The sequence below is a fragment of the Caenimonas terrae genome (assembly GCF_042655405.1).
GTDB classification, from domain to species: Bacteria; Pseudomonadota; Gammaproteobacteria; order Burkholderiales; family Burkholderiaceae_C; genus Ramlibacter; species Ramlibacter terrae_A.
In genome coordinates, this window is record NZ_JBHSMF010000009.1 from 963,331 (window position 1) to 975,645 (window position 12,315).

Sequence of the window (12,315 nt, forward strand, 5' to 3'; positions counted from 1 at the left end):
CCAATGACAACCAACACTCTTTCCCTGTCCCGCCGCCAGGCGCTGTGCGCTGCCGCCGGCCTCGCCGCCATCGGCCTGCCGGGCATGGCCGCCGCGCAATCGGGCACCGTCCGCTTCATCCTGCCGAACGCCACCGGCTCCGGCGTGGACGCGATCACCCGCGCCGCCCAGCCGGCGCTGTCCAGGGCGCTGGGCGCCACCGTCATCGTCGACAACCAGCCGGGCGCCGGCGGCATCGTCGGCCTGCAGGCGCTGGCCCGCTCGGCGCCGGACGGCAACACGCTGGCCGTGGTCTCCAACAACGTGGTGATCTTCCCCAGCGTGATCAAGACGCTGCCCTTCGACATGCCGAACGACTTCACGCCGATCGCCGTGGTCGGCGCGACGCCGATGGTGCTGGTGGTCAACCCGGCCAAGGTGCCGGCGACCAACGCCAAGGAATTCATCGCGCTGCTCAAGAGCAAGCCGGGCCAGTACAACTTCGCCTCCGGCGGCAACGGCACCATCCTGCACCTGGCCACCGAGATGTTCCTGGAAGAAGCGGGCGTCACCGCCAAGCACATCCCGTACAAGGGCGTCGGCCCGATGGTCACCGACATCATCGGCGGCCAGGTGGAGTTCGGCACCGCGGCCCTGCCCAGCGTGCAGGCCCACATCAAGAGCGGCGCCCTGCGCGCCATCGGCATGCTGACCGCGCAGCGCACCCCGGCCGCGCCGGAGATCCCGACCTTCGTCGAGCAGGGCATGCGCGACTTCGTGGTGGAAGCCTGGTTCGCCGTGATCGGCCCCAAGGGCATGAGCCCGGCGGCGGTGAAGAAGGCGCATGACGCCGTGGTCACGGCGTTTGCCGATCCGGCCGTCAAGGACGCGATGGCCAAGCAGGGCAACACCATCGCCATCGGCAGCAGCGAGCAGGCGACTGCGGCCTTCCGCCGCGAGCTGGCCAAGTATGCCGCGCTGGTCAAGAAGGTCGGGCTCGAGCCGCAGTAACGCTCTGCCACCCCGGGCGTGACCCGGGGTCCATCCCTCTCGAACCCGATACCGTCGATCGAGGAAGAAGCGCCTCTTCTTCCTGATAGCGGCATTCGCGTTCGTGGCGTCCGGATCCCGGCTGTTGGCCGCGATGACGGGATGGACCTAGACTGGCGGTCTTGTTCAGGAGACCGTCATGTTCCAACCCCAACTCATGCAGGGCCAGCGCATCCTGGTCACCGGCGGCGGCACCGGCCTGGGCCAGGCGATGGCCGAGAACTTCCTGGCGCTGGGCGCCGACCTCGCGATCTGCGGCCGGCGCAAGTCGGTCTGCGACGAAACGGCCGATGCCTGGCGGGCGAAGTTTCCCGGCCGCAGGATCGACACCTTCGGCGTCGACATCCGCATCGCGCAGCAGGTGGAAGAGATGGTCGACGCACTGTGGCAGGACGGCGGCCTCACCGGCCTGGTGAACAACGCTGCCGGCAACTTCATCGCGCCGACCGAGAGCCTGTCGCCGCGCGCCTTCGACGCCATCGCCAACATCGTGTTCCACGGCACCTTCTACGTCACGCAGGCGGTGGGCAAGCGCTGGGTGGCCGACGCCAAGGCGGGTTCGTGGCAGGCGGGCCAGCCCTATCGCAACGTCATGAGCATCATCGTCACCTGGGTCGACAACGGCTCGCCCTATGTGGTGCCGTCGGCGATGAGCAAGGCCGGCATCGAGGTGATGACCAAGTCGCTGGCGGTCGAGTGGGCGCGGTTCGGCGTCCGGCTCAATGCCGTCGGCCCGGGCGAGATTCCCACCGAGGGCATGAGCAAGCGCCTGAACCCCGGCGAGCAGCCCGGCGCGCGCAGCATCAAGGGCAACCCGATGGCGCGGCCCGGCAAGATGAGCGAGCTGCAGAACCTGTCGGCCTTCCTGATGGCGCCCGGCCAGTGCGACTGGCTGACCGGCCAGAGCATCATGATGGACGGCGGCAATTCGCTGGCCACCGGCGGCAACTTCTACGAGCTGCGCAACTGGAGCGACGCCGACTGGCAGGAAGCAAGGGAGCGCATCGAGGCGCAGAACGCCAAGGACAAGACGCAGCGCTGAGGCCCGCAGACCTCGCGAACAGCAGAAAATTCTGTCGACCAAGAAGAGGCGTCTGTGCTTCCTGGTACGGCGGCATTTGCGCTCGCGGCCGATGGACCCCGGGTCGAGCCCGGGGTGACGGCTCAGGCGGTGCGGATGACGGTGATGTGCTCGGTGCCGCTCTCGGGCAGCCACACCTCGCCGGGCCGGCCCAGGATCTGGCGGATGTTCGCGTTCTCGCGCGGCAGCGGATGGCGCTCGAACTTCTCGCTGCGCGGGTCGAACGAGAACACGGCGTTGCTGCCCCAGTCCGAGACCCACACCGTGTCCTTGTCGTCGACGTAGACCGCGTAGGCGCGCGGCGAGGCGCCGGGCAGTTGCCAGCTGCGCCAGCTGTTGCCGCGGGGCTCGTACGCCGACAGGTTGCCGCTGTTCCACTCGCTCACCCAGATCCTGCCCCTGCTGTCGCTCCAGACCCGGCGCGCGCCCTGGTTGCGGGTGGGCGGCTCGACGATCGTCGATTCGCCGCTGCGCACATCGATCTTCGCGATGAAGGATTGCGCCAGCGAGCAGTACCAGAGCTCGCCCGACGGCGTGGCGCAGATGCCGTACGGCCCGGGGCCGCGCGGCGCTGGCCTGGCCGTCACCTGGCCGGTCCGGACGGCCAGCTTGCCAAGCACGCCGTTCTGGCCGGTGAACCACAGGTCGCCGTTGCCGTCGAAGGCGCAGGTGTTGAGGTTGGCTCGCGGCGATGCAGCAGGCAGCGGGTAGACCTTCACGCTGCGCTCGGGCCAGGCCACCCGCACGATCGCGTTCTGCCCGCCGTCCGTGAGCCAGGCCGCCTTGTCCGGTCCCTGGATCACGCCGTGCGGCGCCGAGCCCGGGCCGAGCGCTACCAGTTCGGTCTTTCCGCTGGCCGGGTCGAACCAGCCCAGGTGGCCGCTGGCCTGCGCGCTGAACCAGACGCCGCGGTCGGGGGCAGGAGCGACGTCATGGATGCCGGTGCGCGCCGGCGCGGCCAGCGGCCAGGATTGCATGCGGGCGGATTGGGCCGCGGCGAGCGGCGCGCGCGCCGACAGTGCAGCTGCGACGAGGGCGCCCAGCGCGTCGCGCCTGGACGGACTGCGCATCAGTTCAGTTCTTCGATCACCAGCGGCCGGTAGCGCGTCGCGCGGGAGAACGGCAGCGTATGCACCACGTCCATCACCGTTTCCGAATCCTGCCGGGTCGGTGCGTGGATCAGCACGGCGCAGTCGCCCTGGCGCGCCAGGCGCTCGTACTCCAGGACCGTCGCCGCCTCGGTGCCCAGCGAGGGCAGGGTGTCGAAGTCGTGGCTGATGGTCGCGCCGATCTGCTTGAGGATCGCGTCCGGCGGCACCAGCATCACGTCGTGGCCGCGGTAGCCGCTGCTTTCCAGGTCGTGGTCCAGCCGCTCGGCGTCTTCCAGCCGCGGCAGCATCACGAACATGTACCCGGTGGGATAGAAGACGCCGCGCATGGTGAGCATGCGCGATTGCAGGGCGAATGGCTTCATGTCGGCTCCTTGCGAGCCCCGAAGAGGCCCGGTCCCAATGTAGGGGTGGGCCGCAGGCCGGGCAAGAGTCAGACCACTTGCATTGTGGACATTGCGCCGCGCAGGAAAACCGGCACCGGCCGACCGACCGACCGCAGCCACGCCGCCATCGTGCCGGCCACCTGGCGCACGGCGGGGCGCTGCGTCATGCGCTCGCGCCACTGCAGCAGGCGCGGCGTGGCAGCCGTCAGCGGCGCACCCTGCCGTTCGCCGAACAGGGCCGCCATGTAGAACGCGATGTCGGCGAACGAATAGCTGCCGGCCAGGAACGGCCGGTCCGCGAGCTGCGCTTCCATCTCGCCGTAGTAGCCGGTCGCGGCGCCGATCGCCGCCTGCGCGGCGTCGCCGCGCAGGGCGTCCTGCAATCCCATCAGGCGGATCACGTGCGGGAAGTAGACCTCGTCCGACTTGTGTTCCAGCAGCCGGGCCAGGGCCCGTGCCTCGCGCTCGCGCGGCCACAATGCGGGCTCCGGCTGCAGGTCCTCCAGGTATTCGAAGATCTGGGTGGAGTCGAAGATCTCCACCGCGCCATGCACCAGCACCGGCACCTGGCGCTTCGGATTGACGCGCAGCACCTCGGGATGCTTGGGGTCGTAGCCGCGGGCCGAGTCGTAGGCCACCATCACGCGCTCGAACTGCAGGCCTTTCTCCAGCGCGGCGATCTCGGCCTTCGCGCCGAACATGCTCAGGGGCCCGGTGTAGAGAGTGAAGTGCGCAGGCGTGGCCATCTCATACCGCCGGCGAAGAGGGCTTGGCCGCCTGCGCCTGGAACACCTTCGCGCAGTTGGCGCGGCCCGGGTCCCGGGCCGGCAGCTTGCCGCACACGCGGCCCAGCTTGCCCTGCAGGCCGGCGACCACCCTGGCGCGGGCGGGGTCGCCGGCTTTCCACCTGGCCAGCTTGCCGGCCAGCCGCTGCAGCGAGCGCTGGTTGCGCTCGTAGAAGGTCTCGCCGCGCGGCGCCAGCTCCGCCACCAGCGCATTGCCGGCGGCTGCCACCCGCTTCAGGTCGGACGGCGTCAGCTCCAGCACATGGCCCACATAGCCGGCGCCCCACTGGATGCGGGTGGCCGGACCTTCGGACTTGCGCCAGGCCTGTTCGTACCAGTCCAGCGCCGCCCGGGTGTCGCCGCGCTTGTTCGCGTTGCTCGCCAGTCCGAGCATGTGGTAGTAGGGCGCTACCGCGCGCGGCAGTTCGGCCTTCAGCAGCGCGTCGGACGCATCGAGCAGGCCGGCCTCGGCCAGCACCGAGGCGGCGTTGGGCACCACGGCCTGGCGCTCGTAGCGGTCGGTGGCGCCGGCGACGATGCTGGCGACCTCCTGCCGCAGCTGCTCGCGCTTGGCGTTGTCCAGCGGTTGCGGCTCGCTGGCGATCTTCCACAGGCTGACGCGGGCGTCGAGGACGTCGACGCGTTCCGAGCGCGAGATGGACGGGTCCTGCGCCAGCCGCGCCAGCGCCGCGTCCCAGCGCAGGGCCAGCTCGCGCCGGGTGTTGTCGACGGCCACATGGCGCGCGATGCCGTCGGCATAGCCCACCAGCACGTCGGCCAGCGCGCGCACTGCCGCCGGATCGGCCAGCACCCGGTCCACCAGTTGCAGCCCGGCGGCCTGGCCAGCGGGATCGGGCTTGCCTTCGGCGCGCGAAGCGGCCGCCAGTGCCTTCAACGCCAGCCGGTCGCGCAGCGCCCCGTCGCTCGCGGGGGCAGCCGCCGCGAGCCCGGCCAGCGTGGCGGGCAGCTGCGCGGTGGGCAGCACCTGCTGTTCGTCGGTGTCCCAGGAGTAATAGGCCAGCAGGCGCCACTGCTGGGTGCTGAGCGCCTGGCCGGCGAGGGCGCGCCGCACCAGGTCCTTCACCGGCACCTGCGCATCCATGCCGGCGGTCAGCGTCAGCAGGTAGCGCTCCGGGTCCACCTCGCCCGGCAGGCGGGTGATTTCGGTGCCGTCCGGCTTGAACAGCACCATGGTCGGATAGCCGGAGACCTTGAAGCGCGCGGCAATCTTCTGCGCGCCGGGCTTGTCGCCGTCCACGTACACCGGCACGAAGGCGCGCGAGCGCTCGACGAAGTCCGGCCGGTTGAACAGCGTGGCCTTGACCTGGTTGCAGGGCGGGCACCAGACCGCGCCCCAGTACAGGAACACCGGCTTGCCCTCGGCCCGGGCGGTAGCGAAGGCGCGGTCGACGTCGGCGTCGCTGGCGGCCGGCAGCCACGCCACGGGTCCGGCGGACGTGGCCGCGACGGCCGGCGCCAGCGGTGCCAGCAGCAGCGTGGCGGCCGCCACGATGCGGGCGGCCCGCATGACCGGGGAGGAAGTGGCGTTCATGGGCTGCACATTACCATCGGGCATGGCCACACGCACGCTTGCCGAAGGACTGTTTGCCGACGACGAGGGCACCTGCCGCTGCAGCTGGTGCCAGGCCACGCCGGCCTACCGCGCCTACCACGACAGCGAATGGGGCTTCCCCGTGGCCGACGACCGCCGCCTGTTCGAGAAGGTCTGCCTGGAAGGCTTCCAGAGCGGCCTGTCGTGGCTGACCATCCTGAACAAGCGCGAGGCCTTCCGCGCCGGCTTCGCGGGCTTCGATGCCGAGCAGATGGCGCGCTTCGGCGAGAAAGACATCGAGCGCCTCGTCGGCGACGCCGGCATCGTGCGCCATCGCGGCAAGATCGTCTCGGCGATCAACAACGCGCAGCGGGCACTGGAATTGAAGCGGGAATTCGGCTCGCTGGCCGCCTACTTCTGGCAGCACGAGCCGGCGCCGGCCAGCCGGCCGAAACGCATCACGCGAGAGACGCTGCGCACGATCACGCAGTCGCCCGAATCGCTGGCGCTGTCCAAGGACTTGAAGAAGCGCGGCTGGACCTTCGTCGGCCCGACCACGGTCTACGCCCTGATGCAGGCGATGGGGCTGGTCAACGACCACATCGAAGGCTGCGCGACGCGCAAGGCGGCACTGGCCGCGCGGTCGGCCTTCGAGCCGCCCGCGCCGCGCTGATCAGCCGCCCCACATCTCCTGCGCGGTCTCGATCACCAGCCGCAGCTTGGCGCGCTGCGCTTCCACCGCGATGTTGTTGCCGTGCACGGTGCTGGAAAAGCCGCACTGGGGCGACAGCGCCAGCTGCTCCATCGGCGCGTACTTGGCGGCCTCGTCGATCCGGCGCTTGAGGTCGTCCTTGCTTTCCATCTCGCCGAACTTGGTGGTGACCAGGCCCAGCACCACGGTCTTGCCCTTGGGCAGGTAGCGCAGCGGCTTGAAGTCGCCGGAGCGGGCGTCGTCGTACTCCATGAAGTACGCGTCCAGGTCCATCTCCTGCAGCAGCGCCTCGGCCACCGGCTCGTAGTTGCCGGCCGCCGCGTGGGTGCTCTTGAAGTTGCCGCGGCACAGGTGCATCGCCAGCAGCATGCCGGCGGGCTTTTGCGCCACCACCTTGTTGATGAACTTGGCGTAGCGGTGCGGCAGCTCGTTGGGGTCGTCGCCGCGCTGGCGCGCCGCTTCGCGCATCTTCTCGTCGCACAGGTAGGCCAGGTTGGTGTCGTCCATCTGGACGTAGGTGCAGCCGGCGGCGGCCAGCGAGCGCAGCTCGTCGCCGTAGGCCTTGGCCACGTCGTCGTAGAACACCGGGTCGAGCTCGGGATAGGCCTCGCGGCTGATGCCGGCGCGGCCGCCGCGGAAGTGCAGCATGGTGGGCGAGGGGATCGTCACCTTGGGCGTGTTGCCGGCCGCGACCTGCGACTTGAGGTATTCGAAGTCGGCCTTCTGGATGTCCTTGGCGTGGCGCACCTTGTCGATCACCCGGATCACCGGCGGCGCCAGTTCCTCGGTGCCGTCGGGCTTCCTGATCGTCACCGGGATGTCGGTCTTGACACCGCCGAGCTGCTCGAGGAAGTCGATGTGGAAATAGGTGCGGCGGAACTCGCCGTCGGTGATCGACTTCAGGCCCACGTCCTGCTGGAACTTGACGATCTCGGCGATCGCCTTGTCCTCGACGGTGCGCAGTTGCTCGGCCGTGATCTGGCCCTTGGCCTTCTGCTCGCGCGCCTCGAGCAGGTACTTGGGACGCAGGAAGCTGCCGACATGGTCGTAGCGGGCGGGGAGTTGGGTCATCGGGGTCTCCAGTAATGCGATGGCAGGCCCGGATGTTAGGCGATTCTTCGGCCACGCTTGCGCGCGGCCGCGGGCCCGGCTCAGTAACGCAGCCGGCCGTCGATGCCGATCACGCCGATGTCGACGAAGCGGCTGCCCTCGTTGCCCTTGGAAAAGTCGACCCGGTAGCCGCCGAAGTCGATCTCGCCCATCGCGCGCAAGGTGGCGCCGAGGCCGGCGGCGGTCGGCACCGCTTCCTTGTCGCGCTTGAGCGCCTCGCCGACCGTGCGGGCCGACAGGTAGCCTTCCAGCTGGAACGGCGTGTACTCCGTGATCTGCGGGAACGCCGCCTTCATCGCCGCCTGGAAGTCGCGCGCCAGCGGCAGCGCCCGGCCGTTCGGGTTGGGGTAGGTCTGGGAGATGCCGACGCCGCGCGCGCCCGCCACGCCGGCCAGCTTGACGATCAGCCCCGGCGGCACATAGGACAGGACGAAGATCGACTGCGTCACGCCGGCCTTGCGCAGGGCCGCGACGCCGTCCGCCATGAAGCGCGGCGCGCCGATCACCAGCACGCCCTGCGTTTCCAGCGTCCCCACCTGCTTGGCCGCGGCGGCCAGCGGGGCCGGCTCCGGCGCCGACATGACGCCCTTGAGGTCGAGACCGCCAGTCTGGCGGACCGCTTCCTGCGCCATCGCCCAGCCGGAGGTGCCGATCTGCAGGCTCTGGTACAGCACCGCCAGCTTGGTCATGCCGAGCGTGCGGGTGTGGGTGATGATCTTCTCGATCTGCTGCTTGTCGCCGGCGCGGATGTGAAACAGCTTGGGGTGGCCCGGGGTGCGGAAGCTTTCCGCGCCGGGGATGGCGTTGATCACGATCACCGGCGCGTCGTCCAGCAGCTTGTCGTCGAGCATGCGCTTGAGCGCGTTCGAGCCGATCGGGGACAGCAGGGCGATCGGGCGTTTCTGCAGCGCCTTGCCGAACTGCTCGACGAAACCGTCGGCGCTGTAGCGGTCGTCGGCCTCGAAGAAGCTGATCTGCCGGCCCCGGATGCCGGTCTTGTTGGCCTCCTTCACGTAGGCCTTGATGCCCTGGTTGATCTCCAGTGCGTCGGGCACGGGAATCACCGTGAACGGGCCGACCTGGCCCAGCACGATCTCCTGGGCGGCAGCGGCCACGGCACCTGCGAGCAGGGCGGCGGCAATGGTGGCTGCGCCGAGGGGGCGCAGGAATCGCATCGGGTACATTCGGCTTCCTTTCGTCGTGGCGGGGGGAACTGCCGACGATGGTAACGATATGTAGCGAAGTTTATCCATATGTTACATGTGCAGCTGCCTGCATATCTGTATTTCGGCTATGCCGAAGTCCAATATCTGATAGACCCGAGCCAAGCTTTCAATTCACCCGTGTTCGACCGAGAATCGCTCACGCCGCGCACCAGGCGCCGATCGCGTTCCACCATCCCCTCTAGGAGACATTGATGCACAAGAGAACCCTGATCCAGGCCGCGATCGCTGCCAGCCTGCTATCCGTCACGGGCCTGGCCCTGGCGCAGGACAATGTCTTCAAGATCGGGCTGATCCTGCCGATGACCGGCCAGCAGGCCACCACCGGCCGCCAGATCGAGGCGGCCGCCAAGCTCTACATGCAACTCAACGGCGACACGGTCGCCGGCAAGAAGGTGCAGCTGATCGTCAAGGACGACACCAGCCTGCCCGACGTGACGCGCCGCCTGGCGCAGGAACTGGTGGTCAACGAGAAGGTCAACGTGCTCGCCGGCTTCGGCATCACGCCGTCGGCCACCGCCACCGCGCCGATCGCCACCCAGTCCAAGACCCCCGAAGTGGTGATGGCCGCCGCGACCTCGAGCATCACCGAAGCGTCGCCCTACATCGTGCGCACCAGCTTCACGCTGCCGCAGGCATCGGTGGCGCTGGCCGACTGGGCGCCCAAGAACGGCATCAAGAAGGTCGTGACGCTGGTCAGCGACTACGGCCCGGGCATCGACGCCGAGAAGTTCTTCAAGGAGCGCCTGCAGTTCAACGGCGGCCAGGTGGTGGAGTCGCTGCGGGTGCCGCTGCGCAACCCGGATTTCGCGCCCTTCCTGCAGAAGGTGCGAGACCTCAAGCCGGACGCGCTGTTCGTGTTCGTGCCCTCGGGCGCCGGCGCGGCCGTGATGAAGCAGTTCATCGAGCGCGGCATGGACAAGGCCGGCATCAAGATGATCGGCACCGGCGACGTGACCGACGACGACCAGCTCAACGATATCGGCGACGGCGCTCTGGGCGTGGTCACCTCGCACCACTATTCGGCGGCCCATCCGTCGGCGATGAACAAGAAGTTCGTGGCCGATTTCAAGAAGGCCAACAAGGGCCTGCGCCCCAACTTCATGGCCGTCGGCGGCTACGACGGCATGCGCGTGATCTACGAAGCGCTGAAGAAGACCGGCGGCAAGGGCGGCGGCGACGCGCTGCTGGCCGCGATGAAGGGCCAGATCTTCGAGAGCCCGCGCGGCCCGGTCTACATCGACGCACAGACCCGCGACATCGTCCAGAACATCTACCTGCGCAAGGTGCAGCGCAAGGACGGCGAGCTGTACAACGTCGAGTTCGACGTGATCAAGGACGTCAAGGACCCCGGCAAGAGCAAGTGACAACGGCGTTGTCATCGCACGATGACAATGCGGTTGTCGTCCCGGCCTTGAGCCGGGATCCATCGTTGGCGCTCCAATGTATGGATGCCGGATCAGGTCCGGCATGACACCCAACTCCCCATGCTGACCATCCTCTTCGACGGCATCGCCTACGGCATGCTCCTGTTCATCCTGGCCGTGGGGCTGGCGGTGACCATGGGGCTGATGAACTTCATCAACCTGGCCCATGGCGCCTTCGCCATGGTCGGCGGCTACACCACCGTGCTGCTGATGCAGCGGGCCGGCGTGCCGTTCCTGGCCTGCCTGCCGATCGCGTTCCTGGTGTCGGCGCTGCTGGGCGGGGTGCTGGAGCGCACGCTGTACCGGCCGCTGTACAACCGGCCGCACCTGGACCAGGTGCTGTTCTCGATCGGGCTGACCTTCATGGCGGTGGCGGCGGTGGATTACTTCGTCGGCTCCACCCAGCAGATCCTGCAGCTGCCCGAGTGGCTCAAGGGCCGCTCGGAGATCGGCAGCGGCGCCTGGACGCTGGGCATGGGCCACTACCGGCTGTTCATCATCGCGGTCTGCGCGGCGCTGACGGTGGGCCTGCAGTACATCCTGGCGTCGACCCGCTTCGGCAGCCGGCTGCGGGCCTCGGTGGACGACCAGCGGGTGGCCGCCGGCATGGGCATCAACGTCAACATCGTCTTTCTGTCCACCTTCGCGTTCGGCTCCGGCCTGGCCGGCCTGGGCGGCGCGCTGGGCGCCGAGGTGCTGGGGCTGGACCCGAGCTTCCCGCTCAAGTTCATGATCTATTTCCTGATCGTGGTGGCCGTCGGCGGCACCTCGTCGATCACCGGCCCGCTGCTGGCCGCGCTTCTGCTGGGCGTGGCCGACGTCGCCGGCAAGTACTACATCCCCAAGATGGGCGCCTTCATCGTCTACAGCCTGATGATCGTGATCCTGATCTGGCGGCCGCAGGGCCTGTTCGTGCGCAGCGGGGGCAAGTCGTGATCGATGCGCACCAGTCCCTCAAGCGCGCCAGCCGCTGGAAGCCGTGGGAGCCGGCGCTGTGGCTGGCGGCCTTCGTCTCCCCGCTGGTGCTGCCCAGCCACGCGGCGCTGATCAACGAGATCGCGATCGTCGCGCTGTTCGCGGTGTCGCTGGACCTGATCCTGGGCTACACCGGCATCGTGTCGCTGGGCCACGCCGCCTTCTTCGGCCTGGGCGCCTACACCGCGGCGCTGTTCGCCAAGTACGCGATGCCCGACCCGCTGCTGGGCCTGGCAGTGGCGATCGTCGCGTCGCTGCTGCTCGGCGCGGTGGCCAGCCTGACGATCCAGCGCGGCAGCGACCTGACCCGGCTGATGGTGACGCTGGGCGTGGCCCTGATCCTGCTGGAACTGGCCAACAAGCTGGACTGGCTGACCGGCGGCGCCGACGGCCTGCAGGGCGTCAACATGGGCCCGCTGCTGGGGACCTTCTCCTTCGACCTGTCGGGCCGCACGGCAGCCTATTACTCGCTGTGCGTGCTGCTGGTGTTCTTCCTGTTGGCGCGCCGCTTCGTCCACTCGCCCTTCGGCGCGACGCTCAAGGCGATCCGCGACAACCGGCTGCGGGCGATGGCGATCGGCGTTCCGGTGGCGTCGCGGCTGGCCGTGGTCTACACCATCGCCGCCGGCCTGGCGGGCGCCGCCGGCGCCTTGCTGGCGCAGACCACCGGCTTCGCCTCGCTGGACGTGTTCGAGTTCCACCGTTCGGCCGACGTCATGCTGATCCTGGTGGTCGGCGGCACCGGCTGGCTCTATGGCGGCGTCGCCGGCGCCATCGTGTTCAAGCTGATGCAGGACACGCTGTCGGCGATCACGCCGCAGTACTGGACCTTCTGGCTCGGGCTGTTCCTGGTGGTGCTGGTGCTGGTCGGACGCGAGAGGCTGCTCAAGCCCTGGACCTGGTTCGGAAAGCGCAGGCCATCATGA

General features: G+C 68.9%; 12 protein-coding genes. 6 read left to right on the plus strand and 6 right to left on the minus strand.

The window, feature by feature from the left end; translation table 11 throughout:
- Positions 1–3 precede the first annotated feature (3 nt).
- The gene (locus ACFPOE_RS18425; RefSeq protein ID WP_376851748.1) at positions 4–990 is read left to right on the plus strand and encodes a Bug family tripartite tricarboxylate transporter substrate binding protein; all 987 of its coding nucleotides are present in this window, start codon (positions 4–6) and stop codon (positions 988–990) included.
- Positions 991–1,168: 178 nt separating this feature from the next.
- Positions 1,169–2,071, plus strand: coding sequence for an SDR family oxidoreductase (locus ACFPOE_RS18430; protein WP_376851749.1), 903 nt, complete (start codon positions 1,169–1,171; stop codon positions 2,069–2,071).
- A 122-nt stretch (positions 2,072–2,193) separates the two neighbouring features.
- On the opposite strand, the gene ACFPOE_RS18435 is transcribed toward ACFPOE_RS18430, so the two are convergent.
- The 4 genes from ACFPOE_RS18435 to ACFPOE_RS18450 all read right to left on the minus strand — a co-directional run bounded on the left by ACFPOE_RS18435 (position 2,194) and on the right by ACFPOE_RS18450 (position 5,942).
- Entirely contained in the window at positions 2,194–3,087 is an 894-nt protein-coding gene (locus tag ACFPOE_RS18435; RefSeq protein ID WP_376851750.1) for a Vgb family protein, read from the minus strand.
- 92 nt (positions 3,088–3,179) lie between these two features.
- On the minus strand, positions 3,180–3,584 hold the full coding sequence (locus ACFPOE_RS18440) for an RNA-binding protein (protein ID WP_376851751.1): 405 nt from the start codon (positions 3,582–3,584) through the stop codon (positions 3,180–3,182).
- A 68-nt stretch (positions 3,585–3,652) separates the two neighbouring features.
- Entirely contained in the window at positions 3,653–4,351 is a 699-nt protein-coding gene (locus tag ACFPOE_RS18445; RefSeq protein WP_376851752.1) for a glutathione S-transferase family protein, read from the minus strand.
- 1 nt (position 4,352) lies between these two features.
- The gene (locus ACFPOE_RS18450; RefSeq protein WP_376851753.1) at positions 4,353–5,942 is read right to left on the minus strand and encodes a thioredoxin family protein; all 1,590 of its coding nucleotides are present in this window, start codon (positions 5,940–5,942) and stop codon (positions 4,353–4,355) included.
- 22 nt (positions 5,943–5,964) lie between these two features.
- On the opposite strand from ACFPOE_RS18450, the gene ACFPOE_RS18455 reads away from it, so the two are divergent.
- Positions 5,965–6,615, plus strand: coding sequence for a DNA-3-methyladenine glycosylase I (locus tag ACFPOE_RS18455; protein WP_376851754.1), 651 nt, complete (start codon positions 5,965–5,967; stop codon positions 6,613–6,615).
- Here ACFPOE_RS18455 and ACFPOE_RS18460 read toward each other — a convergent pair whose 3' ends face one another.
- Positions 6,616–7,725 (minus strand): 5-methyltetrahydropteroyltriglutamate--homocysteine S-methyltransferase, encoded by a 1,110-nt coding sequence (locus tag ACFPOE_RS18460; protein WP_376851755.1) that lies wholly within the window; start codon positions 7,723–7,725, stop codon positions 6,616–6,618.
- Between the two features lie 80 nt (positions 7,726–7,805).
- Complete coding sequence (locus ACFPOE_RS18465) at positions 7,806–8,948, minus strand: ABC transporter substrate-binding protein (RefSeq protein ID WP_376851756.1); 1,143 nt, start codon at positions 8,946–8,948, stop codon at positions 7,806–7,808.
- 233 nt (positions 8,949–9,181) lie between these two features.
- Here ACFPOE_RS18465 and ACFPOE_RS18470 point away from each other — a divergent pair, with 233 nt between their 5' ends.
- From ACFPOE_RS18470 to ACFPOE_RS18480, 3 genes are all read left to right on the plus strand, one after another.
- Positions 9,182–10,354 (plus strand): ABC transporter substrate-binding protein, encoded by a 1,173-nt coding sequence (locus ACFPOE_RS18470; protein WP_376851757.1) that lies wholly within the window; start codon positions 9,182–9,184, stop codon positions 10,352–10,354.
- 120 nt (positions 10,355–10,474) lie between these two features.
- On the plus strand, positions 10,475–11,350 hold the full coding sequence (locus ACFPOE_RS18475; protein ID WP_376851758.1) for a branched-chain amino acid ABC transporter permease: 876 nt from the start codon (positions 10,475–10,477) through the stop codon (positions 11,348–11,350).
- A complete protein-coding gene (locus tag ACFPOE_RS18480) occupies positions 11,347–12,315 on the plus strand; it encodes a branched-chain amino acid ABC transporter permease (RefSeq protein ID WP_376851759.1) in 969 nt (322 codons plus the stop codon). The genes ACFPOE_RS18475 and ACFPOE_RS18480 overlap by 4 nt, the downstream gene beginning before the upstream one ends.

What these genes read in the sequence shown, in the direction of transcription:
- ACFPOE_RS18460 (WP_376851755.1), bottom strand. Translation starts at nt 7,725, where the DNA reads ATGACCCAACTCCCCGCCCGCTACGACCATGTCGGCAGCTTCCTGCGT.
- ACFPOE_RS18430 (WP_376851749.1), top strand. Translation starts at nt 1,169, where the DNA reads ATGTTCCAACCCCAACTCATGCAGGGCCAGCGCATCCTGGTCACCGGC.
- ACFPOE_RS18425 (WP_376851748.1), top strand. Translation starts at nt 4, where the DNA reads ATGACAACCAACACTCTTTCCCTGTCCCGCCGCCAGGCGCTGTGCGCT.
- ACFPOE_RS18445 (WP_376851752.1), bottom strand. Translation starts at nt 4,351, where the DNA reads ATGGCCACGCCTGCGCACTTCACTCTCTACACCGGGCCCCTGAGCATG.
- ACFPOE_RS18470 (WP_376851757.1), top strand. Translation starts at nt 9,182, where the DNA reads ATGCACAAGAGAACCCTGATCCAGGCCGCGATCGCTGCCAGCCTGCTA.
- ACFPOE_RS18440 (WP_376851751.1), bottom strand. Translation starts at nt 3,584, where the DNA reads ATGAAGCCATTCGCCCTGCAATCGCGCATGCTCACCATGCGCGGCGTC.
- ACFPOE_RS18455 (WP_376851754.1), top strand. Translation starts at nt 5,965, where the DNA reads ATGGCCACACGCACGCTTGCCGAAGGACTGTTTGCCGACGACGAGGGC.
- ACFPOE_RS18465 (WP_376851756.1), bottom strand. Translation starts at nt 8,948, where the DNA reads ATGTACCCGATGCGATTCCTGCGCCCCCTCGGCGCAGCCACCATTGCC.
- ACFPOE_RS18475 (WP_376851758.1), top strand. Translation starts at nt 10,475, where the DNA reads ATGCTGACCATCCTCTTCGACGGCATCGCCTACGGCATGCTCCTGTTC.
- ACFPOE_RS18435 (WP_376851750.1), bottom strand. Translation starts at nt 3,087, where the DNA reads ATGCAATCCTGGCCGCTGGCCGCGCCGGCGCGCACCGGCATCCATGAC.
- ACFPOE_RS18450 (WP_376851753.1), bottom strand. Translation starts at nt 5,942, where the DNA reads ATGAACGCCACTTCCTCCCCGGTCATGCGGGCCGCCCGCATCGTGGCG.